Genomic DNA, 25144 nt, shown 5'->3' with positions numbered 1-25144 from the left:
ACGTCCGTCCGGGCCATACTGCTCAATCGCAGCGGGTACGAGGTGGGACTGCCCGCCGTTCCGCTGGGGGATCTTTACGCGCCCTGCATTGACTACATCGAGCAGCGCGGCGGCCGCGTCGTATTCAACCGGGGGGTAACCGGCATTGCCGTCCAGGACGGCAAGGTGGCTTCCCTTTCGTTGCAGGACGGTTCGTCCGTGGAAGCCGGGGCCTACCTTTCTGCCCTGCCTTTCGACGTCCTGTGCAAGCTGCTCCCTCAAAAACAGGCCTCGGATCCCTATTTCTCGATGCTGGACGGACTGTCAGTCTCGCCTATCACGGCCGTACACGTCTGGTTCGACCGGCCCGTGACGGAACTGGGCTACGCCGCCGTGATCGGCCGGAGGATACAGTGGATATTCAACCAGTCCAGCCGGCACACCGGATCCTTCTCCGCGGATAACGGCGGCGCCTATCTCGGCCTCGTGGTCAGCGCTTCCGATGACTGGATGAAAACACCCCGTCAGGTCATTATCGATCAGGCCATGGAAGATCTCGAATCCCTCCTCCCCGCCGTACGCCAGGCCAAACTGCTCAAGGCCATCGTCGTCAAGGAGGGCCGGGCCACTTTCGCGCCACGGCCCGGTTGCGACGCGCTGCGCCCCGGCCCAACCAGCCCCCTTTCCAATCTCTCCATCGCCGGCGACTGGGTGCAGACGGGCTGGCCGGCGACCATGGAAAGCGCCGTGCGCAGTGGTTACCAGGCCGCCGAGGTACTTTTGCGGGACCGGGGCGTACGGACACCCATCCTGAAACCCGATCTGCCCGCGGAGGGCCTGATGAAGTGGGTAACGGGGCTGCGGGACTTCTGACTGCCATAAGGCGTCAAAACCGCCGATGAATAGTAAACCCGGGGGCTCGGGTAGAGGCATGAAAATCCCTGTGCCGAGGGTCGTTCCGAAGTAGCACGGGGACACTTTAGAGTCCGCGAGATGCGGGCCCGCACAGGGACGAGGAATCGTTCTGATTCATTTCAAACTCGGCGTGCACCAGGCGTCGTAAGTCAGATCGTAACTGTGTAGTGATTCACCACCACGGGATCTGTTACCCGGCCACCATCCCGATCATGCTCTTCGAGATACTGTCTGATCGCGTCGGCGACCAGTTCATGAACCTCATCTTCGGTCTTTCCGGCAACCCCTATGCCCGGAAGCTCAGGCACGTAGGCGTCGTACGCTCCGGGGCCGTATTTTTCTACAATGATTAGGTACTCAGTCTGCGGCATCTTCAACTCCCTTATCATTCTCTTTCAAACCAGCTTGTTTGAGCATTTGGCTGCGTGTACCTGCTTTCATCTCCGCGTTTGAGATTCCAGCCACTACGGCAATGCCTCGTTTTGTAATGTTGATATATAGCACAAAACAACCATTTATCGCTTGCGAGGCTACAACTCCGTCCACCGGAGGTATGACGCGGGGGCCTGATTACAACCGAGGACATGCCGATTGCGTTGTACCTCTCGCTACGACGCCTTGACCCCCCTTCGTACTTCCGTTATATTTCGAACAGTATTCATTCCGGTACCTGTCCGCTTCGTTTCCCATTAGTAAGGATCAATCCGAAAGAAGGATTCCTATGCCCGCCAACCTGCTTGCGTGCCGAACGGCAAGCTACGGAAAGTTCAGCGAATCCGCCTATGCCCATCTGCCCACGATCGGCGTTCATCACGTGGAAATCGACGCACCCGCGCCGGACCAGGTCGCCGGTGTCAAGTCCAGGCTCGAAGATCACGGGCTGTCGGCCAGCAGCCTGCAGTGCCCGGTAGAGATCCAGTACGACGACGTGGACGCGCGGCTGACCCCCCACCTGGACGCCGCCGCGGCCCTGGGCGCCGGACTGCTTTTCGTAAGCGTACAGGCCGGGGAACTGGACATGGGCGTGGCTTACGAGCGATTGCACCGCACGGGGGCCAAAGCGGCCGAATACGGGATTACCATCGGCATGGAAACCCATCCCGACCTGATCACCAACGCGGCCGTCGCCCTGGAGACCATGCGCGGCGTCGACCATCCCAACGTCCGCGTGAACTACGACACGGCCAACATCCACTACTACAACCGGGACGTGGACCACGTCGACGAAATGGAAAAGGTCATCGACTATATCGGCAGCATGCATCTCAAGGATACGGACGGCCAATACAAGACCTGGTGCTTTCCCACTTTCGGCGAGGGCATCGTCGACTTTAAAACGGTTTTCGACCGGCTGAACGCCCACGGGTTCCACGGACCGTTCACCATGGAAATCGAGGGCGTGGAAGGGGAATCGCTCAACGAAGAGGAGACCTGCCGGCGCGTGGCGGATTCGGTGGCGCACCTGCGGAGCGTCGGGTGTGACGTTTAGAAGGCGCGGCGTCCATGCCTGAACTGCAACTCCGGATGATGCGCCCCGACCTGGAAGACCTGCCGGAAATCAGCGTGCCGGACGGGTATGCGCTGAGGACCTACCGGTCCGGCGACGAAGCCGCCTGGTCTGAGATCATGAACACGGGCATCGGGACGGACTGGACGGCGGAGAAGTGCCGCAAAGAGCTGACGGAAACGGAACCGTTCATGGCGGACGGGTGTTTCTTCGCAACACGATCGGGGGTAGCCGTAGCCACGGCCTGCGCCTATGACGTCCAGCCCGAGGGCATAAGCGCCGCGCAGGTTCACATGGTATGCGCGAAACCGGCCCACCGCGGACAGGGACTGGGCCGACTCGTTACCCTGGCCGTGCTCCATTACATGCGGGACCAGGGCTACGGGGCCGCTTTTCTGGGTACGGACGATTTCCGCGTGCCGGCCGTCAGGACCTATCTCGGACTGGGGTTCATTCCCGACTATATCGAGGACAGCCACCGATTGCGCTGGTCCGCAGTATTCGCGAAAGCCGGGGAACACCTTTCCTGAACCACAACCCTTAACACGGACGTTTCAAATGCAACGTATTTCAAGCCGTAGATTCTGTCATATATCCAGCCGCATCGCCCGCCGTAATTGCCGCCGCGCAACGTACCCCGCGCACATGGCGGCCCTGGTCGTCCTGACCGTCCTGGTCAGCCTGGCGCGGACGGCCCCGGCCAACGCGCAGGACGCGGAGGTCGTGGACGTTCCTCCCGTCGTCATCACCGGGATCGGCATCCTCGGCGGTTTCCCGTCGGGCGAGTTCGGTGATAACGTCAAGAACCCGGGGATCGGCATATCGGGATACGTGGGCTACATGATCCCCCGGACGCCCGCCGTGATCGGCCTGGACCTGGGCTACCTGATCTACGGCCACGAGCGGCGCACCGAGCAGTTCAGCCTGACGATTCCCGATGTCCTCGTCGGCGTGGTCACCGAGAACAACATCTTCTCGATGAACGCCTTTCTCCGTCTGCAGACCAACCCCGCCCCGCTGCGTTTCTACGTAGAAGGCATCGTGGGCTTCCACTACCTCTTCACCAGCACGTCGATCGAGAACGTGGACCGGTCACCGTTCAGCGGCGAGGATGTCGTCAGTTCCACGAACCTCGACGACTTCGCCTTTACCAAGGGCGTGGGCAGCGGGGTCCTGATCGAGGTTTGGAGCGGCGGCGAAGACCGGACGCCGCAGAACCGCACCCTGCGGTCTGTTTCCCTGGAACTCAGGATGCGCTACCATGACGGTTCCGAAGCCGATTACCTGAAGCGGGGCGATATCGTCCGACGGGCGGGTTCGGCCGAACTCAATGTAACCAAGTCGACCACCGATCTCATTACGGCCCATTTCGGAGTTGCGATCGACTTCTAGCGCAGGTCATAACCACACATCCGGAGGTTAAGGATGATCCAGGACGATTACTCCATCGAGAGCATACCTGAATCGGCGTGGCAAGTGTCCCGTCGATCATTCATGAAACGGCTGGCCGGCGGGATCGCCGCGGGCGGCGCCCTGGTTTACGGTACCTCCGCCTCCGCATCGCCGACGGTTGACGCGCCGATCGAGGACCTGGAGACGGCGGTCTCCGGTACGGACCCCGGCGACGAGCGGTACTGGCACGCGGTCCGGAGCCAGTTCCTTCTCCGGGACAACCTGGCGCTGATGAACGCCGCGAACCTCTGCCCATCGCCCTATCCGGTGATGGAATCGGTCTTCAAGTACACCCGGGACCTGGATTACGACGCGTCGTTCCACAACCGCATGAAGTACCGGCAGATCAGAGAAGAGACGCGCGAGAAGATGGCGCGCCTCCTGGGCGCCCACACCGACGAGATCGCCCTGGTGCGGAACACGAGCGAGGCCAACAACGCCATCAGCACCGGCTTCCACCTCGGGGCGGGCGACGAGGTGCTGCTCTCCGACCTGAACCATCCCTCGAACAGACATGCGTGGGAGGTCAAGGCCAGGCGGTTCGGCTTCAAGATCAACTATGTGTCGGTCCCCGTTATTCCCGGCGGAGAAGACGAGATCATCGATGCCTTTAACCGGGCGTACACCCCGGCGACGAAGGTCATGTCCTTCACGCACGTCTCCAACACCACCGGGCTGACCATGCCGGCCAGGGAGCTGTGCGCGGCGGCGCGGGAACGGGGCGTGTTTTCCCTGGTCGACGGCGCCCAGAGTTTCGGCGCCTTGAAGATCGATCTCGCCGACATGGGTTGCGACGCCTACTCCGGCAGTGCCCACAAGTGGTTCATGGGCCCGAAGGAGGTCGGCGTGCTCTACGTCCGCAAGGACAGCCAGGACGCCGTCTGGCCGGCCATCGTGAGCGCGGGCTGGCGGGACGAAGTGGAGGAAAGCGCCCGCAAGTACGAGGTCCTCGGACAGCGGGACGACGCGGCGCTGACGGCCACGGGCCGCGGCGTCGAGTTCCACGAGAAGATCGGGCCCGCCCGGGTGGAGGCCCGCATGCGCCAGGTGGCCACGGCCATCAAGGAAGGGCTTTCCGGCCTGCCGGGTATCGAGCTCAGAACGTCACTGAAACCCGTGCTTTCCGCCGGCGTCGTCATCTTCAAGCCGGGCGAACTCGATCCGCGCAAGGTCTTCGACAAGCTCTACAATACGTACCATATCGCAGGTGCGGGCATGGGACCCAACGTCCGCCTTTCCCCCCATATCTACAATACCCTCGACGAGGCGGACCGCGCCGTTACCGCGGTCGCGGAGATGCTGAGGGACGGGGTCTGAGCCTACCCGCCGGTGCAGGCCCACCGCCTGACGGGCCCATGTCAAAACGAAGCGCCGCCGTCATACTCTATGCCGCGCTGCTCATCGCGAGCGTGCTGCAGGTATTCCAGTCGATTGTCGTCGCCCATTTCTTCGACCCGGAATACCTGGCGCCCTACCGCTATGGCATCCTGGCGGCCGGATTCGCCTACCTGTTCGCCACCGGACTGATCGAGAGCGTCTTCTTCTTCATTTCGGGCAAATACGCCCTGGACGCCCGCAAGTACGTGGGGAACACCCTGGCCAGCTGCGCGCTGATCTTCCTGGTCCTCATCCTGCTCTTCGAAGGCGTGCTCGACCCCTATGTGCTCATCCACACGGAACTGGGACCCTATCTCCGGGAGATCGGCGCCTATCTCCTGATCGCCCTGTTCCTCTTCGTCAACATGACCGCCCACAACGCCCTGGTCGGAAGCGGCCACACGGCCGCCGCCAGCGTCCTGCGCGTATTCCAGTACCTCCTGCGCATCCTGGCCATCGCCGGCGCGTTGTTCTCGGGCCTGATCACGGCCATCTACCCGCTCATTCTGCTGATCGTCGTCCTGGAAGGCATCCAGTCCCTGCTCTACGGGCTCGTCCTGCTCAACAGGAAGCTGCTGTCCTTCCGGCTCCGGGGCATCGAGACCCGGGCCCAGTACCGCTACGCCTTCGGGTTGGGCGTCGCGGGGTTCATCCCCTTCATCAACGGGAGCCTGGACAAGATTATGATCAGCGCCTTCCTGGGCGCCTCCAGCTTCGCGATCTACAGCGTTTCTGCCATCGAACTGCCTATTGCCGGCATCCTGATGAGCGTGTTCGGTTCGGTGTTCTTTTCCACCTACGTGGGATACGCCGAAGCCGGCGATCATCCGTCCATGGCGGCCCTGTGGCGCAAGTGCTCAAGGTACGGCATGATCGCCATCGTCCCCGCGGGGATCTTCGTCTTCCTCTTCTCCGACGTGCTGTACCGCCTCATTCTCCCGGACGCCTACTTCGAGGGCCACCGGGTCCTCGGCATCTACGCCCTGCTCCTCCTGCTCCGTTTCAACAGCCCGGACGTCCTCGCCCGGGCCCTCAACCGGAACGCGGTCATCGTCCAGGCCGCGACCGCCATGCTGATCGTCAACGTCGCGGGCAACCTGGTGTTCATCAACGCCTTCGGCCTGTGGGGCGCGGCACTGGCCACCCTGTGCGGGACCGCCGCGGGATGGATCTACTACCTGGCCCGCTACGCCCGCCTGCTGAAGCAACCCGTAAGCGCGCTCCTCCCCTGGAAGCCGTATGTAAGTCTGGTCGTCATTTCGGCGGGCTTCTTCGGCGCGGCGCGTTGGACCTACGACCGGGTCGAGGTCAGCGCCGTCCCGGTCATCCTGGGCGCCGCCCTGGCCATCCTGGGCGCCGCCGCCTACTTCTGGTACGCGTTTTCCTTGTTGGAGAAACCGGAGAAGGCGTACGTTTGGGGCCTGGCGAGGAAGATGGGCGTTCCGCTTCGAACGACGAACTGATCTTCATATATGAACCCTCCCGAGCCTCACGTAACGATCGTCATACTCAACTGGAACCGGGTAGCGGACACGCTGGAGTGTCTGGAATCGCTGGCGCGAATGAGCTACCCTTCCTTCTCGATCGTGGTCGTGGACAATGGTTCGACCGACGGCTCGCCCGAGGCCATCGAGCGGTGGGGACGTGAGCACCTGCCTTTGAAGCAGATCCGCAACGAGAAAAACCTGGGATTCGTCCGCGGCAGCAACCAGGGGATGCGCCATGCCCTTTCCACGAACACCGATTACGTATTCCTGCTGAACAACGATTCAGTCGTGGAGCCCGACGCGCTTTCGTTACTCGTCGCAACGGCGGAACGCACCGGCGAACGCTCCGGCGAGCGCACCTGCGATACCGGCATGGTGGGTCCGAAGATCTACCAGTACGGAAAGGACAACGTGCTCGACAGCGCCGGTACCCGCACGATCCCGTGGCTGGCACAGGGATTCCTGATCGGACATGGCGAAGAGGACCACGGCCAGTACGACAATCCCGGCGAAATGCCCTATGTTACGGGAACGGCGCTCCTCGTCAAGCGCGCCGTCCTGGAAGAGGTAGGACTGATGGACGAAGACTATTTCTGTTACTTCGATGACTTCGACTGGGGAGTGAAGGCGCGGAAAGCCGGTTATAGGCTGCTGTTGGAACCCAGAGCCGTTGTCCACCACAAGGGGTCGCAAACGGCCGGTTTCGGCAGTCCGTTTTATGTACATCACATGGTACGAAGCCGGATTCTCTTCGCGAGAAAAAACGTGCCGCTTCTACTGTATCTGTTCGCGTTCCTGCCTTACCTTTTTCTGTATCGTTATCTTCGGCCGGCGGCTATTTTGTTCTTCCGTCGCAGGTGGGTCCACCTGGATGCGCTCCATAGAGGGATTCGAGAGGGTTTCAACTCGCCGGTCACCTCAAACACCTGTCGATCGCCCCGGCGTTCCGACTGAATCTACCATTAAGGGCCTTCATGGCAAGGAAACGATCAATTACGCGACCCGAACGGCGCAGCATCGACGGACCGAATCGGAACCGTCGACAACGCATGGTCCGGAGTCTGCATCCGTATATCCAGGATGTCTTGTTGTGCCTGATCATCGCGGCACTTGCCGTCTTCGTCTACCGCGGCTATATCATCGAGGGCAAGGTGGATATCCGGCCCGATTTCATCGGCCAGGCCATCCCTTTCGATCGTTTCGCGCAGGATTTCGTAGAAAAGTTTGACGAGACGCCGCTCTGGTACCCCCACATCTTCGGCGGTATGCCCTTCCAGGCCAGCGGCACGTATCACCATCTGCAGTACAGTTTCGAAGCCCTGATCAACGCCGTCCTGCCGGACGTGCTCATCAGTGCGCTGCACGGCCGATTCTTCTTCCACCTGCTCCTCGGTGCGGTGTCCATGTTTTTGCTTGCGCGAGCTCTATCGCTCTCCCGGCCCGCATCTTTCGTCGCGGCCGCGGCCATCGTGTTTTCCACCCACATGATGGCCACGGAACATGCCAATCGGTTCATCTGCTTCATGCACGTACCCCTGGTCTTTCTGGCCGCGTACCGCGTCTTTGACCGTGGACGGCTCTTCGACATGCTGTTGCTCGGCGCGGCCCTGGGCTCTCAGCTTAGTTCCTTCCATCCGCAGATCGCCTTCTACACGGCCATGTTGATCGGCATGTTCGCTGTTTACGCGGTCGTGAACGAATTGCGAGACAAAATCCCCACGGGCCGCACAATCAGGAAATCCGCGCTCTTTGCCGGCGGCGTCGTGCTGGCCATAGCCGTCGCGGCCGTGCTGGTCCTTCCCATGCAGGAATACGCGCAGCACTCCGCCCGGGGCCTTTCCGTGGGGGGCAGCGACGTGAACGTACCCTTCGCCACGAGCTGGTCGTTCCCACCGATAGAAATCCTGACCTTCATCATCCCTTCCTTTGCCGGTTTCGGTGGCCCTCTTTACTGGGGCGATATGCCCTTTACCGATTTCCCGAACTACCTCGGCATCGTCGTCGTCGTCCTGGCCGTGGCGGGCATCTTGCTGAACCGATCGCGCATGACCCTGTTCCTGGTCATCGCGGCGGTCCTGGCCCTCCTGGTATCCTTTGGACGGCACCTGCCGCCCGTATCCTACGTCATGCTCCACTTCGTACCCTTCTTCGGGAAATTCCGCGCGCCCGTCATGATCCTGGTCCTGTCGCAGTTCGCCGTAGCGCTCCTCGCCGGTTACGGCGTGCATGCCCTGGTCGAGCGCATACGGGCGGGCAGGGACATGCTTGGGAGTTTCGCGAGAAAGCTGTGCGTCGTTGCCGGCGGAGTTCTGCTGCTCGTCCTGGCACTGACCGTGTTCGAATCCTCCTTCCAGTCCTTTATGACGGGCGTCTACACAGAGGCCGACAGAGCGCACGGGGCACGCAGCGCCATGGTGAACAACGCCGATTACCATGCCGGGGTCAATGCAATGCGTTTCTATCGGCTCATGGGAGACCTGTGGATCATGGTACTGTTGATCAGCGCGGCGTCCGCATTGATCTATGCCACCCGCAAGACGAGTCCCAGGCTGTTGGCCGCGGGTTTGAGCGCCCTGGTCGTCGTCGATCTGCTGCTTGTAGCCTCGCGGGTCGTGAACCCGGAGGATGATCCCGCGCAGATCGAAGCGTACTATGCCGCACGCGAAACCGAAGTCGTGAAGGCACTGAAAGAAGATCCCGTCCCCTATCGCATCCTGCCGCTCTCCGAATTCTCTTCGAATGAGTACGGTTACTTCGGCATCTCCACCATCGGAGGTTATCACGCGGCGAAACTGGGGGTCTACCAGGAACTTATGGACCAGGTCGGGTTCAATACTTTTCCGGTGCTGAACATGCTGAACACCCGGTACCTGGTTTCCGCGCAACCTATTCAGGCCGATGGACTTACTCCCGTTGTAGAGTCCGATGCCGGATTCCTCTACCGGAACGATGCCGCCCTGCCGAGGGCCTTCCTGGTGGACAGCGTGCGCGTCATCGCCGAGAAGGACGCCATCTTCGAGGCTTTAGGAGATCCCGGATTCCGTCCCGGCGAATACGCGATCCTGGAACAACCCGTCACGGAGCGGCTCGGTCCGCTGGGAAATTCGTCCGTGGAGATCACACTTCACACACCGCATCGCATCGAGATGGCCGTGGACGCAGACGCGCCTTGTCTGCTGGTGCTCAGCGAGATCTATTATCCAGCCGGGTGGCAAGCCACGATGGACGGTCAACCTGCCGAGATACACCAGACCAACTACGTGCTTCGCTCCCTGGCCGTCCCGGAGGGGCGCTATGAAGTAACCATGACGTTCCAGCCGTCGAGCTTCACCGCGGGCCACCTGGTGAGCCGGATCGCCAGTGCGCTGGTGCTGGCCGGACTGATCGCCGCGGGTGCCATGAGCATCAGAAAAAGCCTGAAAAACCGGACCGGAACCGGACCGGAAACCGACCGGAAACCATGAAATCCCTGATCATCGTCCCCACCTACAACGAACTCGAGAACATACGGCGGCTTCTGCCCGAATTGATGGCGCTGGACCAGGATGTCCGCGTGCTCGTGGTGGACGACAACTCGCCGGACGGGACGGGTAAGCTCGCCGATAAACTGGCCGCGGAGAACGAACGGATCACTGTCCTGCATCGGCCCGAAAAGCTGGGGTTGGGCTCGGCCTACGTGGCGGGTTTCAGGTATGCCGTCCAGCAGGACGTGGACTGCGTATTCGAGATGGATGCGGACTTTTCCCACGATCCCGCCATGATCCCTGAGTTCATAGAAGAGATCGCGTCCTGCGATGTGGTGATCGGATCCCGGTACATCAGCGGCATCAACGTGGTGAACTGGCCCATGTCCCGGCTGTTGCTCAGCTATTTCGCCAACATCTACACCCGCGTGGCCACGGGCATGACGATCCGGGACACCACGTCGGGATTCAAGTGCTTCCGGCGCAAAGTACTCGAGCACATCGACCTGGACAGCGTCCGGTCCGACGGATACGCCTTCCAGATCGAGATGAATTTCCGGTGCTGGCGCAAGGGATACCGCATCCGTGAAATCCCCATTATCTTCGTAGACCGTCGTTCGGGTACGTCGAAACTCTCCCACGGCGTGATCAACGAAGCGGTTTGGATCGTCTGGTGGCTGCGCCTGCAACGCATACTGCGCCGCTTATAGCAAGCCGCACATCGGAAGCCGCATATCGGAAACCGCATGTAGGAAGCCGCAACCTGGAGATTGAGGGAGCCGCGTCATGCTGACGGAAAAGCAGTACCTACACTTCAAGTCCTTTGGGTTTGTCGTCCTTCGCCAGGTCTTCACTCCCGATGAAATGGACATCATCAACAGCGAGTTCGACCACGGGCTGGAATCCGCCTATCGCCACATGCCCTTCGATGGCACCGTCCGTCACTGGGTCACGATGATGGGTAGATCCACACCATTCTTCGCGGGCTTGCTGGAGGATGACCGGCTGTGCAGTATCGCCGAACAACTCTACGGCAAGGATGCGCTGGGCATCGCCACCGACGCGAACCGTTACGTGGGCAACACGGGATGGCATCCGGATACCCACAGCATCCACCAGTACGGCATCAAGTTCGCCTTCTACCTGCAACCCGTAGGGGCAGAAACCGGAGCGCTGCGTGTCATTCCGGGGTCGCACCGCAACCCCTTCCACGGCGAGCTGAGACGGTTCATTCCCGAATTCGACCGCCAAAAGGAGGTGCCCTGTTACGTCTGCGACTCGGAACCGGGCGACGTGGTGGGATTCGACCTGAGATTATGGCACGCCAGCTACGGGGGCTCCAGCGACCGGCGCATGTGTACCTGCGTTTACTACAACAACCCGAGAACGCCGGAAGAGATCGTAACCACCAGGGATCAGGGGGCGAACAACAGCAAGGCCACCGCCAAGTACAACCGACCGAACGACCCCCCGGTCGACCCGTTCTGGCTTACGAATCCAGATCTCAGTCCGAAGCGGCGGCGATGGCTGGACCGCCTTCTCGAGCTGGGTTTTTACCAGAACATGGTCACTGACGATTCATGATGAACAGTCGACTCAAGAATCTGCTGGACGACGGGAAACCCGCCTTCGGCATACAGCTCCGGTTCGGTTCGCCCGCCATCGCGGAACTGGCCGGCCTGGCCGGCTTCGACTGGATCCTGATCGACACGGAGCACGCGCCTCAGACGCCGGTGACCGTGCAGGTCCAGATCCAGGCGGCAGGCTGCACACCGGCCGCGCCGATCGTCCGGATCACCCGCACCGATCCCGATCTGATCAAGCTGTACCTCGACATGGGCGCCATGGGCATCGTAGTCCCCTTCGTAAACACGCCGGAAGAGGCGAAGCTGGGGGCCGATGCCTGCCGCTATCCTCCGCGCGGCACCCGGGGATGGGGGCCTCACCGTGCAGCGGGCTATGGGCTGTTCGAAAAAGAGTACACCGCTGAAATCGACGACATGGTGATATACGCGCCGATCATCGAGTCCGCTGAAGCGGTCGCGCGCATCGACGATATCATGGCCGTGGAGGGCGTGGACGGCTGTATCGTGGGTCCGGTGGACCTGTGCATTTCCCTCGGCATCCCCTTCCGATTCGACCATCCAAAATACCTGGATGCGCTCCGTCGCGTTCGGGAAGCCGGCCGGCGAGCGGGAAAGCCCGTAGGCCATCCGCTGCTCGGTTCTATGGATGACGAGGAGAACGTCCTCAGGCAGGTGGAAGAAGGGGTGCGTCTGCTGCTCGTGGGAGGCGACGAGCCGGTATTGAGGGACGGGTTACGACGGGCGGTCGCAGAACTGGCATTTTTGCGGCGCTAAAGTCGGATTCCGCAGTTTCACGACACCACGTCTGCGCGTCCGTCATGCCGCTGCCGAAGGTTTCCTCGCGATCAGTGCCTGGCTCACCGTGGACAGTCCCAGCCCTATAGTCATCAGATCGATCATGCAGCATACCGACTTGATGAAAAAGTTATCGTAGCTGATGATGCGGTACAGCAATCCGGTCGACCGGGGCGCATGGGGTTCCATGCCCAGTTTGATGCGGAGGCTTCCCGGCCAATGACTAGCTTCGACGATGGCACCGTGGAACGCGATCTCCAGGTCGCTGTCACGGACGCAGGCCGCGAGGGCCTTTCGGGAAAACACGTGGAAGTGCCGAGGAGTACTCAGGGCCTGCCACTGGTTCTTGAAGAAGTATCGTGACAGCGCGTTCAGATCGGGCGTTTCAAGATACAAGACGCCACCCGGCGCCAGATGATCCGAAATCCATCGGACCATCCGTCCGGGATCGGGCACGTGTTCGATGGCATGCTGACTGATGATGGCATCGAACCGATCCTCGCACTGTACTTCCTCGACAGGTCCTTCAATAAGCGTCACGCCGCGGTCGGAAAGATATGAACGGGCTTCGGGTTCGAACTTGAGGTCATTGGCGAAGAGTTGGAGTGGAAAAGGCGCAAGTTTCGCCAGGTAGGTCAGGTTCCCACCGAATCCCGCGCCGATGTCCAGCACCCTGGATCCGGGCCGTAGATTCGCGATCACTTTCCTGATCCAACCGCGGTCTAGTACGTTGAGCTTCAGCCACCTGATCGGAGCGAACGCAGGATACTGGGTTTCCGTAACGCGAACCGTGTAGTTTCTCGGATAGATACGATCAATGTCCCGCATCCGGACCCTCGGCGACAGGTACACATGCCCACAGTCCGAGCACGCGACGTACAGAAACCGGTTCTCGCAAGTGCGGTACTCGTAGTCGTACCCTTCGAAGACCGGACGCGGCTTCGTCTCCGAGCTTCCGCACATCGCGCAGGGGACCGAGACCAGGTCCAGTTCGACGCCACTGCCAATCGGATTCTCCAGTTCGTTCATTCGCAGCCAGGCAGCATGAAACTATCCTGCTAGTCTCTGCTCTCTTGATACAGTTTTTCGCTCACGCTATCAGGAATACATCCTGTTAAGGGATCGTTGCCGTAATTCGTTAGCACCAGAGCTTCCCGGTCCTAGTCAGGTATCTCCACGACGACTTCGATACTCGAGGTTACGGATTGCGATTCGGCGGTAATCCGCGCGGTGCCGTTCGACACAGCCGTCACGAGTCCGGTAGAGCTGACCGTGGCGACGGCCGGATTACTGCTCGACCAGGTAACGGACGCGCCGGGGATAGGCGCGTTCCCGCTGTCGTACGCCTCGGCCTCGAGCTGGACGCTCTCACCCAATAAAGCCAGCGTGACGGAAGTCGGGGCGATGGCTACTCTGACCGCCACCTGCGCGACCTGTACATTCGCAACGGCGGATACGCCGCCTGATGTGGCGCTGATCCGGGTGATGCCGCGCGACACCACCGTCACGAGACCGGTGCTGCTGACCGAGGCGATGGCCGGATTACTGCTTGACCAGGCAACGGTCGCGCCTGTTAGGACGTTGTTGTCCTGATCCAGTACCGTTGCGTTGATCTGCAACGTATGTCCCAGCGCGGTGAAAATCACGGATTGCGAAGAGAGGACGATGCTTGAAGAAACCCGGGCCGGCTCCGTGGGACTGTCCTTCCCGCATGCCGCCAGGGTCGCCACGATCAGAATGACGACATAGCGTGTAAACAGCAATTTAAAGCGTTTCATTGCTGGTTTCCTCTGGGTGATTGTGTTAGAGTATTCCTGAAAGAAGCCGTAGAATCGGATCGGCCAGGAAAACTCGTCTGATAGGGAGACTATGGTCTATACAACGATATTAACGGCTTTAAGTTCCGCTTCACCAGCCAGGAATAAACGTCGATAGCAGCGGAAGGACTACTGCTGGGTCGCCTTGATGCGGTTGACCGCCCGGTCCAGCGAAGCCCGCGCCCGGTCGACGTCGACGTCTTCTTCGCCCGATCCCAGGCGCTGGCGCGCCCGTTCCTCGGCCTGGCGCGCGCGATCCAGGTCGATCGCGCCCACCTCTTCGATGGTCTCGGCCAGGACCGTCACCTGGGCCCGAAGCACCTCGACGAATCCGCCGGACACGGTGTACTGCGTCCGGCCCTCGTCGTTCCGGATGGTCAGTAGACCCGGCCGCAGGGAGGTGAGCATGGGCACGTGGCCGATCAGCACCTCGAAATAGCCGTCCGTACCGGGGGCGAGCACGCTGCGCGCCTCGCCTTCGAAGGCCATGCTCGAAGGCGTTACGATGACCAGGGGGAATTCGACTGCCATGATCTACTGTAGCTCCTTGGCTTTGTCGTAGGCTTCGTCGATGGTGCCTACCATGTAGAAAGCCTGCTCGGGCAGTTCGTCACACTCGCCGTTGACCAGCTTCTCGAATCCCTCGACCGTATCCTCTACCTTGACGTACCGTCCTTCAAGGCCGGTGAAGATCTCCGCGACGAACATGGGCTGGGTCATGAACAGCTCGATCTTCCGGGCGCGGGAGACGATCAGCTTGTCGTCGTCCGACAACTCGTCGATGCCCAGGATGGCGATGATGTCCTGGAGGTCCTTGTACCGCTGCAGGACCTGCTGAACACCGCGGGCGACGCCGTAATGCCGCTCTCCGACGACGGCGGGATCCAGGATCCGGGAGTTGGACTCGAGGGGATCCACGGCCGGGAAGATGGCCCGGGCGAAAAGATCGCGGGACAGGGCGGTGATGGCGTCGAGATGGGGAAAGGCCGTCACGATGGCCGGGTCCGTGTAATCGTCGGCGGGCACGTAGATGGCCTGCACCGAAGTGATGGCGCCCTGCTTCGTGGACGTGATGCGCTCCTGCAGGTCGCCCATCTCCGTGCTCAGCGTGGGCTGGTATCCCACGGCGGAGGGCATGCGGCCCAGGAGGGCGGATACTTCGGATCCCGCCTGCACGAAGCGGAAGATGTTGTCGATGAAGAGCAGCACGTCGCGGCCTTCCTCGTCGCGGAAATACTCGGCGATGGCCACGCCGGACAGGCCGACGCGCAGGCGCACGCCTGGCGGCTCGTTCATCTGGCCGAACACGAGGGCGGTCTTGTCGAGCACTTTCGCCTCTTCCATTTCCAGCCAGAGGTCGTTGCCCTCGCGAGACCGTTCGCCCACGCCGGCGAACACGGAAATGCCGCCGTGCTCCCGGGCGATGTTGTTGATCAGCTCCTTGATCAGCACCGTCTTGCCCGTACCGGCGCCGCCGAGCAGTCCCGTCTTCCCGCCGCGGGTATAGGGTTCCATGAGGTCCATGACCTTGATCCCCGTCTCGAACATCTCCGCCGAAGTCGTCAGGTCCTCCTGCTCCGGCGCGCGGCGATGGATCGGATAGTGATGATCCGATTCCACCGAGCCGCCGTCGTCGATGGGGCGGCCCAGGACGTTCATCATGCGTCCGAGGACGGCGGGTCCCACGGGAACGTTGATCGGTCCGCCGGTGTCGACGGCCGGCACGCCCCGGACCAGCCCGTCCGTGGCGTCCATGGCCACGCACCGCACCTTGTTGTCGCCCAGGTGCTGTTGGACTTCGAGGACCAGCGCGTCGCTGCCCTCCACGGGCACTTCGAGGGCGTTGTAGATCTTCGGCAGCGCGCCCGAGCCGAATTCGACGTCCACAACGGCGCCGATGATCTGCGCCACGGTTCCTGTATTCGTTCCTTCCATGGTTTCCCTTCCCGGTCAACGGACGGCCGTCCTGGCGTTACTTCAGTGCTTCGGCGCCGCCCACGATGTCCATCAGTTCGGATGTAATGGTTTCCTGGCGGATCTTGTTGGCCGTCAGGGTCAGATCGTCGATCAGGTCGCTCGCATTCCGCGTGGCGTTGTCCATGGCCATCATGCGGGCGGCTTCCTCCGCCGTGTTGGATTCGAGCAGCACGCGCCACAGCTGGAAGCGGAGATGCTGCGGCAGCAGGTCGTTCAGGAGCAGGGGCTGCGACGGCTCGTACACGTAGCCGGTGAACCCCGGATCGTCCTCCACCGCCATGGGCGGCACGGGGAGCAGTTGCTCGGTCACGAGGCTCTGCTGCCCGGCGGACTTGAACTCGTTGTAGAGCATGTCCACCCGGTCGATCTTGCCACTGTTGAAAAGCCTGGTCACCTCGTCGGCGATCTCGCCGGCCTGGGCGTATTCCAGCGCCTGGAACACGTTGGTATGGCGGGACAGGATCTCCAGCCGCTGGCGGGAGAGCGTATCCGAACCCTTGCGACCCACGCAGAACAACGCGGGGGTCGGCGAACCCTCTCGGACGCTTTCCAGGGCGCGGCGCACGACGTTCGAGTTGAACCCTCCGCAGAATCCGCGGTCGGCCGTCACGACGATCAGCGCGGAGGCCTTCACCTCGCGGGGAGTCATGAGCGGATGCCGCTCGTCGGCCGTCTGCGCCGCCAGGTGCTTCATCATCCCGTCCAGCTTGCGGGCGTAGGGACGGGCGGCGAACAACCGGCTTTGCGCCCGGCGCAGGCGGACGCCGGCCACCGTCTGCATGGCCCGCGTGATCTTCTGGATGTCCTTCGTGCTCGCGATGCGTCGCCTGATTTCGCGAAGTGACGGCATGTGGCCCTTTCTACGCGTTGTACGTCTTGCTGAATTCCTCGACGGCGTCCCGGATGCGCTGCTCGGTTTCTTCGCTCAGTTCCCTGGTCTCCCGGATCTCGCGGCCCACGTCCGAGTGGTGCGTCTCCATGTGCTGGAGGAAGGCCGCCACGAAGGGCTGCACGTCGCCCACCTCGAGGTCGTTCAACAGCCCGTTGACACCCACGTAGAGCGAGAGGATCTGTTCCTCGACCGCCATGGGCCGGTACTGGGGCTGCTTGAGCAGCTCGACCAGCCGCTCGCCCAGGTGCAGCTCCCGCTGCGTGGTCTGGTCCAGTCCCGACGTGCCGAACCGGGCGAAGGCCTCCAGCTCGCGGTACCGGGCCAGCGACGTTCGGAGCAGCCCGGCCACCTGGCGCGATTTCATCGCCTTGATCTGCGCGGCGCCGCCCACGCGGGAGACCGACAGGCCCACGTTCACCGCCGGCCGCTGACCGGCGAAGAACAGGTTCGACTCCAGGAAGATCTGACCGTCGGTGATGGAAATCACGTTGGTCGGAATGTAGGTCGACACGTCGCCGAACTGGGTCTCGATGACGGGCAGCGCGGTCAGCGATCCGGATCCGTATTCGTCGCTCATCTTGGCCGCTCGTTCAAGGAGCCGGGAGTGGAGGTAGAACACGTCCCCCGGATAGGCTTCCCGGCCCGGCGGCCGCCGCAGGTTCAGCGACAGTTGCCGGTAGGCCACCGCGTGCTTGGTCAGATCGTCGTAGATGACGAGGGCGTGCTTGCCGTTGTCGCGGTAGTGCTCGCCCATGGTCGCGCCGCCGTAGGGCGCCAGGAACTGCATCGGCGCCGGCGTGCTGGCCGAGGCCACGACCACGGTGGTGTACTCCATGGCGCCGTGTTCCTCCAGGGTCGCGACCGTCTTGGCGATCGTGGATCCCTTCTGGCCGACGGCGACGTAGATGCAGACCACGTCCTGGCCCTTCTGGTTGATGATCGCGTCCAGGGCCACGGCCGTCTTGCCCGTCTGCCGGTCGCCGATAATCAACTCGCGCTGCCCCCTTCCGATGGGGAACATGCTGTCGATCACCTTCAGGCCGGTATACATGGGTTCGTTCACGGGTTGGCGTTGCACCACGCCGGGGGCCTTCGTCTCGATCGGGCGGGAATCCGCGTCTACGATCGGTCCCTTTCCATCTATCGGCCGGCCCAGGGAATCCACCACGCGGCCCAGCAGGCCGTCGCCCACGGCGCACTCGACGATCCGCCCCGTGCGCTTGACCGGATCGCCCTCCTTGATCAGCTGGTCGTCCCCGAAGAGGATGCACCCGACGTTGTCCTCTTCCAGGTTCAGCACCATGCCCACCACGTCGTTGGGAAACTCGACCAACTCGTTCGCCATCACGTTGGAGAGGCCCTGCACGCGGGCAATCCCGTCGCCCACCTGGAGCGCGGTACCCGTTTCGTAGATGTCGACCTCTCTCTTGTAGTCGAGCACCTGCTGCTTGAGGAGTTCGGAGACCTCGTCCGCACGAATTGCAATTTCATCAAACGCCATTGTCTTCTCCATCGAAGGTCATTTACGAACAAGCGCCTGCCGGACCTGCTGGAGCTGGGTCGCCAGGCTGCTGTCGAAAACCAGGTCGCCCACGCGCACCACGAATCCACCGATCAAGTCTTCGTCTACCGTGGTCCGCATACGAACGCTTTTTCCTGTCTGCGCTTCCAGTCTGGTCTTCAAGTCGTCTTCCTGCCCGTCGGTCAGCGCCACCGCGCTCGCGACGTCCGCGTTTACGATGCCGTCCCATTCGTCCAGGATCGTGCGGCAGGCGTCCAGGATCTCCGGCAGGTTGCGCGCCCGCCGCCTGGAAGCCAGCAGATAGAGGAAATTGAGGGTGATGTCCTGGACCTTGCCTTCGAATATCTCACCCAGCATGCGTTGCTTTACGTCAGCGGGAATGACTTTGTCCGTGATAAAGTCCACGAAGGGTTGCGAGTCCCGGCACAACTGCTCGAAAGCCGTGATTTCCCCGCGCACCGTGTCCAGGGTGTTGGTTTCCGCCGCGGCTTCCAGCCACGCCCCGGCGTAGCGGTATGCGATGTCTGACTTGCTGGCCATCGGTCCCTTATTCCTTTGAAGGCATCTGAGCGATGAACTCGTCCACGACCTTCCGGTGTTCCGTCGCGTCCAAGGTGCTGTTCAGGATCCTGCCCGCGATTTCCACCGCCAGATCGCCTACCTGTGCGCGCAGTTCGGCCACGGCGTATTCCTTCTCGCGCCTGATCGTGTTGCGTGCCTTCTCGAGCTCGCGCTCCGCTTCCTGCTGGGTCTGCTCGAGGATCCGACCCCGTTCCGCGTTGGCCTGGTCGACCGCGGCCTGCATCTTCTCGCGGGCCTCGGTCTCGATTTCCTCGAGCCGCCGCCTGGCTTCTTCGTGCAGACGGTCCAGTTCCGCCCGGTCCGCGTCCAGTCCCTCCATGCGGTCGCGGATATCCCGTTTCCTGTCTTCGATGGCCTGGGCGATAATGCCGAAAACATACTTCCTCAGGACGAAGAACAGGACGGCGAACCCGATCATCTGGATGATCAGGGTGCTCAGGTCAATGCCAAGATCGTGCAGTATATCTAACACGCGCTATGCTCCTTCGAACGCCGGCGGCACGCCCGGTCAGGCGCGCGCCGCAAGCCCCTTGTCTGCTACTGGGCGAGGCGGCTCAGTTCCATGACCTGTTCGAAGGACGGCAACTGGCCCTGGAGCATGAAGAACACCAGCAGGCCGTAGATCGCCAGCGATTCCATGAACGCCAGGCCGATGATCAACACCAGCTGGATCCGGCCGGCGGATTCGGGTTGACGGGAAATGCCCTGACAGGCCAGACCGGTTGCGATCCCCTGACCGACACCCGAGCCGATGGCCGCAACGGAAACGGCCAGCGCCACGCCAAGTCCTAAACCCATGTAGTACAGCATGAAGCGAGCTCCTTTCGGAATGGAGAATGAACTACAACAGAATCAAACATCTGTATCGAAATCAGTATGCCAGCATCAGTTATGTCGTAATCAGTGGTCTTCCTCCCCATCAGTGGTCTTCCTCCCCGTGGTCGTGATCCAGGAACTGGGCCACGTACACGGCGCTGAGCACCGAGAAGATCATCGCCTGTACCGTCCCCGAAAACACGCCGAACATCAACATCGGAACCTGCATCGGCACGAAGGGCACCTCGAGGGCGCCGATAAGAAACACCGGGGACAGGCCCAGCAGCACCAGTACGATCATCTCTTCTCCGAACACGTTTCCGAAGAGGCGGATCGACAGGGAGATGACCTTGGCGAACTCGCCCACGATATGAAGCGGGCACATGAGTACGCCCATCCACTTGGGCTCGCCCCAGAAATGCCAGAGATAGGCCTTGAGTCCGATCTCGCGCAGGCCGATGAGATGGGCCGATACGATGGAGATCAGGGCGAATCCGAGCGTGGTGTTCAGATCGGCGGTGGGCGACTGCATGCCGGGAATGACGCCCAGCATGTTCATGAACCAGATGTAGATGAAGAAGGAGGCGAAAAAGGGTATGTACTTCCGGCCGCGCTCCCCGACGATATTGAGGAAGAACCCGGTCAGTCCCTCGACGGCCATTTCGAACAGCGTCTGGACCGATCCTTCGGGTATGCGCTTGAACGATCGTACCGCAATGGTTACGAGAACGAGGACAATTACGAAGACGAGCAGGGTGTTCAGCAGGAGATCCGGCTGTCTGACGGGTTGGGGAATCCAATCGGCCAGCGGGCCCAGCAGGTAAAATATACCATGTAGAATCGAGTAGTGCGCTTCACCGCTTCCTCCCTCGGTCGCCATCTCCAGAGAGAGGACACTCGACCACGGACCAGTCAAAGGACAACCTCCTTACCGGTAGGACCGCTTCGGCTTGTTCAACACGGCGGTCCAGTCTGCCCGATTATCCGATGAACCCTGTCTCATGACCAGGACGAGGCCGCACAGGGTCAGCGTGAAGGGAATCAGGGACACGCCCGTCAGTAACCCGATGGGGTGGAACCAGTCCCCCGACGTCACGAAATAGAGCACGATCCCCAGCAGCGGAAGCTTGGCCATCAGCAGCAGGAACAGCTTGTTGCGGTTCCGCTTGATCTGCTCGCCGGGCGTCACGAAACGGCGGACCAGCCAGGCCGTGACGTAGAGCATCATCAGCCCGATCATCGATCCGACGAAGAAATTGACGGCAAGCAGGTCCGCGCCCGCCACCCGCGCCGCGATCGTACCGACGATGGTCAGCACGGCGCTGATCCGGTAGACACGGGGCAGGAACCGCCTCAGTGGTTCGTTGTCATGTTCAGTGCTCTGCGCCATCTCTCTCCCGTTCCGCCGCTTCGATCTTTCTGTTCAGCCGTTTCAACGTCCTCGCCATCTCCAGGAACCCGGCCACGACCCCGAGCATGGCGCCGACGACGCCGCCCCAGGGCTTAAACTCAGGCCAGACCCGTTCAACCTGGTGTCCCAGGAAGTACCCGATCGCGGTGGCGAACACCAGGGTCAGGCCGATTACGGCGAGCTCCCCGGCTTCCCTCATGTATTGCCATTTGCCCTGCGTGTCCCGTGCCATAGACCATCAGTCAACGCTCGTAGGAATACGGAGTACCGGACGTACTGGATGCGGTGTCGTCTCCACCGTCCGCCTGGTCTGCCTGGCCCGCCTGGTCCGCCTGGCCCGCCTTGTTCGCGCGGCCTGCCTGGTCAGCCTGGCCTGATCCGGCGGGTTCGTCCATCATGGCCGAATTCCCGTGGAAGACCGCCCCTTCCTCGATGACGAGGGTCTTGGTGTTCAGGTCGCCGACCAGGGTGGATTTGCCGCCCAGGAGAATATGTTGCGACACGATCAGGTGGCTTTCCACGTAACCATGAATGACCGCGGTCTTGGATTCTATGGTCGTTCCCACGATACGGCCGGTCTTGCCGACCTCGACCCCTTCCGTAGCTCTCACGTCTCCGTGCACGGTGCCGTCTACCCGGACATTGCCCTCTACGTCCATCGAGCCGTTCATTTCAGCACCTTTGGCTATGATCGTCATACCGCGCTCCTGGTATCGTCCTGTGCCTGATGGACCGCCTGTCCCGTGCGTTTCAGCGTTGCGTCCGCAGGCTCAACAGCAAATCGTCCCAGTGGATCACCTCGGGCAGGTAGCCGCGGGGATCTACGGGAACTTCGTCCTTCCAGACCTCGTAATGCAGATGCGGCGCCGTACTTCGGCCCGTATTCCCGACCAGGGCGATGATCTGCCCTCTGCGGACCGTCTGTCCGCGGTCGACGCGCAGCCTTGCGTTGTGACCGTAACGCGTCGACATATCATATCCGTGATCGATCTCCACCAGCCAGCCCAGGTTCTGGTCCCAGTCCGCGAACGTCACAATCCCGTCGGCCGTGGACACGACCGGCGTACTTTCGCGGGCGGCGACGTCCAGGCCGAAATGCGTCGTGACGATCGGGTCGTCCCCGGTTTGAAACTCCCGGGTCACCCAGCCCGCCACGGGCCATATGGACGGCACGTAACGGAACAGCACCGCACTTTCGTTTTCCGCGGCGGCCTCACCGGACGCGGCGGCCTCACCGGACACGGCGGCCATACCGGACGCGCCGGTCACGGAAGGTCCAGCCTGGACGGCCAGGCTGGCCGAAGCTCCCGCCGGCAGGCCGTGATCCGCCAGGAAGGGCAGCCCGTCCCGGCGGGCGGTCAGGACGGACCAGGCCGACCGATGGCCGGTTTCTTCGTCCACGCGGGCCAGGTATCCGGATTCGATCCCCTCGACGCCCGCCAACCTTCGAATGGTTCGGGCGGTCTCCTTCAATTCCTCAAGTTCACGGGCCAGTTCCGTGGATTTGTCCTCCACCGACTGCATCTGCGCCTTCCATGAATGTCCGAACGTAACGTCGACAATACCCGCCGGAAGGACCAGGACAGCCACCGGCGCGAGTACGCACAGGCCAATCGCCACGACGAGCGCGCCGAACAGGAACCGCGGCATGCGCAGTTCGTGCGCCCGGCCCGATCGGTCGGAGACGAAAACCAGGGTCATCCAGTGCATTCTGAACATGGCCGACACCGCTCCGGATAGGTGCGTACCTCCTTGTTCCGTCACGCCATTCGACGGATTCGGCGCAACAGCATAAATATAGTCGACCGACCCGAAAAGTCAACGGATATCGGCAAAATAACGGGGCGGAACAGGCGTGGGGCGTGTGCAGGGTCAGGCGGGTCTCACAGCCGGACTTTCAGCAGTTCGAGGATGCGGTTCAGGTCGTCCGTGGAATAGAACTCGATTTCGATCTTCCCTTTGTGCTGCCTGCGATTGATGTTCACCTTCGTGCCGAGAATGCGCTGCATGATGGACTCGGCGGCCGCGAGGTCGTGGGGCTTGCGCGCCGGAGTGCTTTCCCGCTTCTCCTCGTAGCGTTTCTTGACCAGTTCTTCCACCTTGCGTACCGACAGGCCTTTCTTAACGATCTGCTTGCACAACTCGGCCTGTTCCGTGCGGTTTTCCAGGCCGAGCAGCGCTCGCGCGTGGCCCATGGTGATCTCGTCGGCCAGGAGGCACTTCTGGACATCGGCCGGCAGTTTCAGCAACCGGAGCGTATTGGCCACCGTCGTCCTGTTCTTCCCAACGCGGGTGGCGACTTCCTCCTGCGTGAGGTGGCATTCTTCCTGAAGCCGCAGGTACGCTCGGGCTTCGTGGATCGGGTTCAGGTCGTCCCGCTGGATGTTCTCGATCAGCGAGAGTTCCATCATTTCTTCGGGAGATGAAACCGCCATGACGATGGCCGGTATGGTCTGGTAGCCCGTTTGCCTGGCGGCCCGCAGCCTCCGCTCCCCGGCAATCAGTTCGTATTCCCCCTGCCCGTTCTTCCGGCGGACGGTGACCGGCTGGATCACGCCCTTTTCGAGAATGGACCGAGCCAGTTCGTCGAGCCGGGCCTGGTCGAAAGTCTGCCTCGGTTGGTAGGGATTGGCCGAAATCCGGTCTATGGGCACCTGGAGCACACTTTGCCGGCCTTCCTGGTCGTCCGGAAGGTCAGGAATCAGCGCTTCCAGCCCCCGTCCCAGCGCTTTCCTGGCTGCCATTTGCCATCACCTCTCTGGCCAGATTCATATAGCTTTCCGCGCCAGACGAGAGAATATCGTAGAGGATGATCGGACTCCCGAAACTCGGCGCTTCGCTCAATCGGACGTTTCTCGGGATGGTGGTCTGGTAGACCTTGTCCGCGAAATACTGCTTGGCTTCCACCTCGATCTGTCTCGAGAGATTGAGCCGCTTGTCGTACATCGTCAGGAGAATGCCTTCGATCTTCAGGTTGCGGTTCAGGTGCTTCTGGATCTTCCGGATCGAATTGAGCAGCTGCCCGAGTCCCTCAAGGGCGTAATACTCGCACTGGATGGGAATCAACACCGAGTCGGCCGCCGTGAGGGCGTTCAGGGTGAGCAGGCTCAGGGAGGGCGGGCAGTCGATCAGGATGTATTCGTACTCGTCGCGAATGGGCTTGATCGCCTCTTCCAGTTTCCGTTCCCGGGCGATGGCCGATACCAGCTCGATTTCGGCGCCGACCAGCCGCCGATGGGCCGGAACGGCGTGAAGCGCGGGGATCTCGGTCTGCTGGACGGCTTCTTCGATGTCGCGCTCGTCCAGCAGGACTTCGTAAATCGTCACGTCCAGCGTCCGGTCCTGCAGGCCGAGTCCCGACGTGGCGTTCGACTGCGGGTCCAGGTCGACCAGCAGCGTCTTCTTTTCCGCGACACCCAGGCAGGCGGACAGGTTGACGGACGTCGTCGTCTTGCCCACCCCGCCCTTCTGGTTCGCTATCGAAATGACCTTGCCCATGAAATACCTTACGGCGGCACTGCGGCGCGCGAAAACGCAAATCACACGCCGTTTTTAAACACAAACT

The 25144-nt window shown here is 61.7% G+C and carries 28 protein-coding genes; 11 read left to right on the top strand and 17 right to left on the bottom strand.

All coding sequences use genetic code 11. The features are described from left to right. Positions 1-852, top strand: an 852-nt coding sequence (locus tag OXH56_00730) for an FAD-dependent oxidoreductase (protein ID MCY3553820.1), incomplete at its 5' end; no start/stop codon positions are given. A 191-nt stretch (positions 853-1043) separates the two neighbouring features. Here the strand turns inward: OXH56_00730 and OXH56_00725 are convergent. Beyond that, a complete protein-coding gene (locus OXH56_00725) occupies positions 1044-1265 on the bottom strand; it encodes a type II toxin-antitoxin system HicB family antitoxin (protein ID MCY3553819.1) in 222 nt (73 codons plus the stop codon). Between the two features lie 350 nt (positions 1266-1615). Here OXH56_00725 and OXH56_00720 point away from each other — a divergent pair, with 350 nt between their 5' ends. The 10 genes from OXH56_00720 (at position 1616) to OXH56_00675 (ending at position 12541) form a co-directional block, all read left to right on the top strand. Beyond that, positions 1616-2383, top strand: a complete 768-nt coding sequence (locus OXH56_00720; protein MCY3553818.1) for a sugar phosphate isomerase/epimerase — start codon at positions 1616-1618, stop codon at positions 2381-2383. A 14-nt stretch (positions 2384-2397) separates the two neighbouring features. After that, on the top strand, positions 2398-2931 hold the full coding sequence (locus tag OXH56_00715) for a GNAT family N-acetyltransferase (GenBank protein MCY3553817.1): 534 nt from the start codon (positions 2398-2400) through the stop codon (positions 2929-2931). 115 nt (positions 2932-3046) lie between these two features. Continuing rightward, positions 3047-3793 (top strand): hypothetical protein, encoded by a 747-nt coding sequence (locus OXH56_00710; protein ID MCY3553816.1) that lies wholly within the window; start codon positions 3047-3049, stop codon positions 3791-3793. A gap of 33 nt (positions 3794-3826) precedes the next feature. After that, positions 3827-5170: an aminotransferase class V-fold PLP-dependent enzyme gene (locus tag OXH56_00705; protein MCY3553815.1), complete on the top strand. Its 1344-nt coding sequence runs from the start codon at positions 3827-3829 to the stop codon at positions 5168-5170. 38 nt (positions 5171-5208) lie between these two features. Next, a complete protein-coding gene (locus tag OXH56_00700; GenBank protein ID MCY3553814.1) occupies positions 5209-6693 on the top strand; it encodes a polysaccharide biosynthesis C-terminal domain-containing protein in 1485 nt (494 codons plus the stop codon). Between the two features lie 9 nt (positions 6694-6702). After that, entirely contained in the window at positions 6703-7671 is a 969-nt protein-coding gene (locus OXH56_00695; GenBank protein ID MCY3553813.1) for a glycosyltransferase family 2 protein, read from the top strand. 134 nt (positions 7672-7805) lie between these two features. Continuing rightward, positions 7806-10181, top strand: coding sequence for a YfhO family protein (locus tag OXH56_00690; protein ID MCY3553812.1), 2376 nt, complete (start codon positions 7806-7808; stop codon positions 10179-10181). Next, complete coding sequence (locus OXH56_00685; protein MCY3553811.1) at positions 10178-10891, top strand: polyprenol monophosphomannose synthase; 714 nt, start codon at positions 10178-10180, stop codon at positions 10889-10891. The genes OXH56_00690 and OXH56_00685 overlap by 4 nt, the downstream gene beginning before the upstream one ends. Positions 10892-10967: 76 nt before the next feature. Further along, positions 10968-11765 (top strand): phytanoyl-CoA dioxygenase family protein, encoded by a 798-nt coding sequence (locus tag OXH56_00680; GenBank protein ID MCY3553810.1) that lies wholly within the window; start codon positions 10968-10970, stop codon positions 11763-11765. Beyond that, positions 11762-12541, top strand: a complete 780-nt coding sequence (locus OXH56_00675) for an aldolase/citrate lyase family protein (GenBank protein ID MCY3553809.1) — start codon at positions 11762-11764, stop codon at positions 12539-12541. Before OXH56_00680 ends, OXH56_00675 begins: the two co-directional genes overlap by 4 nt. 42 nt (positions 12542-12583) lie before the next feature. Here the strand turns inward: OXH56_00675 and OXH56_00670 are convergent, their stop codons facing one another. The 16 genes from OXH56_00670 to OXH56_00595 form a co-directional block, all read right to left on the bottom strand. Then, on the bottom strand, positions 12584-13591 hold the full coding sequence (locus OXH56_00670) for a class I SAM-dependent methyltransferase (protein MCY3553808.1): 1008 nt from the start codon (positions 13589-13591) through the stop codon (positions 12584-12586). A gap of 131 nt (positions 13592-13722) precedes the next feature. After that, positions 13723-14340 carry an Ig-like domain-containing protein gene (locus OXH56_00665; protein MCY3553807.1) on the bottom strand — a complete coding sequence of 206 codons (618 nt, stop codon included), beginning with the start codon at positions 14338-14340 and terminating at the stop codon, positions 13723-13725. A gap of 168 nt (positions 14341-14508) precedes the next feature. Further along, positions 14509-14910 carry an ATP synthase F1 subunit epsilon gene (atpC, locus tag OXH56_00660; protein ID MCY3553806.1) on the bottom strand — a complete coding sequence of 134 codons (402 nt, stop codon included), beginning with the start codon at positions 14908-14910 and terminating at the stop codon, positions 14509-14511. A gap of 3 nt (positions 14911-14913) precedes the next feature. Further along, complete coding sequence (gene atpD / locus OXH56_00655; GenBank protein ID MCY3553805.1) at positions 14914-16314, bottom strand: F0F1 ATP synthase subunit beta; 1401 nt, start codon at positions 16312-16314, stop codon at positions 14914-14916. Between the two features lie 37 nt (positions 16315-16351). Next, positions 16352-17206 carry an ATP synthase F1 subunit gamma gene (gene atpG / locus OXH56_00650; protein MCY3553804.1) on the bottom strand — a complete coding sequence of 285 codons (855 nt, stop codon included), beginning with the start codon at positions 17204-17206 and terminating at the stop codon, positions 16352-16354. A gap of 10 nt (positions 17207-17216) precedes the next feature. Then, positions 17217-18749 (bottom strand): F0F1 ATP synthase subunit alpha, encoded by a 1533-nt coding sequence (gene atpA / locus OXH56_00645; protein ID MCY3553803.1) that lies wholly within the window; start codon positions 18747-18749, stop codon positions 17217-17219. 18 nt (positions 18750-18767) lie between these two features. Next, entirely contained in the window at positions 18768-19310 is a 543-nt protein-coding gene (gene atpH / locus OXH56_00640) for an ATP synthase F1 subunit delta (GenBank protein ID MCY3553802.1), read from the bottom strand. A gap of 7 nt (positions 19311-19317) precedes the next feature. After that, complete coding sequence (atpF, locus tag OXH56_00635; GenBank protein ID MCY3553801.1) at positions 19318-19824, bottom strand: F0F1 ATP synthase subunit B; 507 nt, start codon at positions 19822-19824, stop codon at positions 19318-19320. Between the two features lie 65 nt (positions 19825-19889). Then, on the bottom strand, positions 19890-20162 hold the full coding sequence (locus OXH56_00630) for an ATP synthase F0 subunit C (protein ID MCY3553800.1): 273 nt from the start codon (positions 20160-20162) through the stop codon (positions 19890-19892). Positions 20163-20271: 109 nt separating this feature from the next. After that, positions 20272-21084 carry a F0F1 ATP synthase subunit A gene (atpB, locus tag OXH56_00625; GenBank protein MCY3553799.1) on the bottom strand — a complete coding sequence of 271 codons (813 nt, stop codon included), beginning with the start codon at positions 21082-21084 and terminating at the stop codon, positions 20272-20274. A gap of 12 nt (positions 21085-21096) precedes the next feature. Next, positions 21097-21558, bottom strand: a complete 462-nt coding sequence (locus OXH56_00620; GenBank protein MCY3553798.1) for an ATP synthase subunit I — start codon at positions 21556-21558, stop codon at positions 21097-21099. Further along, entirely contained in the window at positions 21542-21811 is a 270-nt protein-coding gene (locus OXH56_00615) for an AtpZ/AtpI family protein (protein MCY3553797.1), read from the bottom strand. The genes OXH56_00620 and OXH56_00615 overlap by 17 nt, the downstream gene beginning before the upstream one ends. A 10-nt stretch (positions 21812-21821) precedes the next feature. Then, a complete protein-coding gene (locus OXH56_00610; GenBank protein MCY3553796.1) occupies positions 21822-22277 on the bottom strand; it encodes a polymer-forming cytoskeletal protein in 456 nt (151 codons plus the stop codon). A gap of 52 nt (positions 22278-22329) precedes the next feature. Continuing rightward, on the bottom strand, positions 22330-22830 hold the full coding sequence (locus OXH56_00605) for a M23 family metallopeptidase (GenBank protein MCY3553795.1): 501 nt from the start codon (positions 22828-22830) through the stop codon (positions 22330-22332). A gap of 632 nt (positions 22831-23462) precedes the next feature. Continuing rightward, complete coding sequence (locus OXH56_00600) at positions 23463-24323, bottom strand: ParB/RepB/Spo0J family partition protein (GenBank protein MCY3553794.1); 861 nt, start codon at positions 24321-24323, stop codon at positions 23463-23465. Further along, positions 24274-25077 (bottom strand): AAA family ATPase, encoded by an 804-nt coding sequence (locus OXH56_00595; GenBank protein MCY3553793.1) that lies wholly within the window; start codon positions 25075-25077, stop codon positions 24274-24276. Before OXH56_00595 ends, OXH56_00600 begins: the two co-directional genes overlap by 50 nt. Positions 25078-25144 lie beyond the last annotated feature (67 nt).

Source organism: Gemmatimonadota bacterium (genome assembly GCA_026702745.1).
Taxonomy (GTDB): Bacteria; JAAXHH01; JAAXHH01; order JAAXHH01; family JAAXHH01; genus JAAXHH01.
Note: the sequence above shows the minus strand (reverse complement) of the source record. Positions and strands in the feature narration are given on the sequence as shown.

Bases quoted from the DNA above. Each gene is read 5' to 3' on its own strand.
- atpG (MCY3553804.1), bottom strand. From the start codon at position 17,206: ATGCCGTCACTTCGCGAAATCAGGCGACGCATCGCGAGCACGAAGGAC.
- atpC (MCY3553806.1), bottom strand. From the start codon at position 14,910: ATGGCAGTCGAATTCCCCCTGGTCATCGTAACGCCTTCGAGCATGGCC.
- OXH56_00615 (MCY3553797.1), bottom strand. From the start codon at position 21,811: ATGGCACGGGACACGCAGGGCAAATGGCAATACATGAGGGAAGCCGGG.
- OXH56_00610 (MCY3553796.1), bottom strand. From the start codon at position 22,277: ATGACGATCATAGCCAAAGGTGCTGAAATGAACGGCTCGATGGACGTA.
- OXH56_00680 (MCY3553810.1), top strand. From the start codon at position 10,968: ATGCTGACGGAAAAGCAGTACCTACACTTCAAGTCCTTTGGGTTTGTC.
- OXH56_00705 (MCY3553815.1), top strand. From the start codon at position 3,827: ATGATCCAGGACGATTACTCCATCGAGAGCATACCTGAATCGGCGTGG.
- OXH56_00600 (MCY3553794.1), bottom strand. From the start codon at position 24,323: ATGGCAGCCAGGAAAGCGCTGGGACGGGGGCTGGAAGCGCTGATTCCT.
- OXH56_00665 (MCY3553807.1), bottom strand. From the start codon at position 14,340: ATGAAACGCTTTAAATTGCTGTTTACACGCTATGTCGTCATTCTGATC.
- atpD (MCY3553805.1), bottom strand. From the start codon at position 16,314: ATGGAAGGAACGAATACAGGAACCGTGGCGCAGATCATCGGCGCCGTT.
- atpH (MCY3553802.1), bottom strand. From the start codon at position 19,310: ATGGCCAGCAAGTCAGACATCGCATACCGCTACGCCGGGGCGTGGCTG.
- OXH56_00710 (MCY3553816.1), top strand. From the start codon at position 3,047: ATGGCGGCCCTGGTCGTCCTGACCGTCCTGGTCAGCCTGGCGCGGACG.
- OXH56_00715 (MCY3553817.1), top strand. From the start codon at position 2,398: ATGCCTGAACTGCAACTCCGGATGATGCGCCCCGACCTGGAAGACCTG.
- OXH56_00695 (MCY3553813.1), top strand. From the start codon at position 6,703: ATGAACCCTCCCGAGCCTCACGTAACGATCGTCATACTCAACTGGAAC.
- OXH56_00605 (MCY3553795.1), bottom strand. From the start codon at position 22,830: ATGGCCGCCGTGTCCGGTGAGGCCGCCGCGTCCGGTGAGGCCGCCGCG.
- OXH56_00685 (MCY3553811.1), top strand. From the start codon at position 10,178: ATGAAATCCCTGATCATCGTCCCCACCTACAACGAACTCGAGAACATA.
- OXH56_00700 (MCY3553814.1), top strand. From the start codon at position 5,209: ATGTCAAAACGAAGCGCCGCCGTCATACTCTATGCCGCGCTGCTCATC.
- atpA (MCY3553803.1), bottom strand. From the start codon at position 18,749: ATGGCGTTTGATGAAATTGCAATTCGTGCGGACGAGGTCTCCGAACTC.
- OXH56_00595 (MCY3553793.1), bottom strand. From the start codon at position 25,077: ATGGGCAAGGTCATTTCGATAGCGAACCAGAAGGGCGGGGTGGGCAAG.
- OXH56_00675 (MCY3553809.1), top strand. From the start codon at position 11,762: ATGATGAACAGTCGACTCAAGAATCTGCTGGACGACGGGAAACCCGCC.
- OXH56_00725 (MCY3553819.1), bottom strand. From the start codon at position 1,265: ATGCCGCAGACTGAGTACCTAATCATTGTAGAAAAATACGGCCCCGGA.
- OXH56_00630 (MCY3553800.1), bottom strand. From the start codon at position 20,162: ATGCTGTACTACATGGGTTTAGGACTTGGCGTGGCGCTGGCCGTTTCC.
- OXH56_00670 (MCY3553808.1), bottom strand. From the start codon at position 13,591: ATGAACGAACTGGAGAATCCGATTGGCAGTGGCGTCGAACTGGACCTG.
- OXH56_00720 (MCY3553818.1), top strand. From the start codon at position 1,616: ATGCCCGCCAACCTGCTTGCGTGCCGAACGGCAAGCTACGGAAAGTTC.
- OXH56_00620 (MCY3553798.1), bottom strand. From the start codon at position 21,558: ATGGCGCAGAGCACTGAACATGACAACGAACCACTGAGGCGGTTCCTG.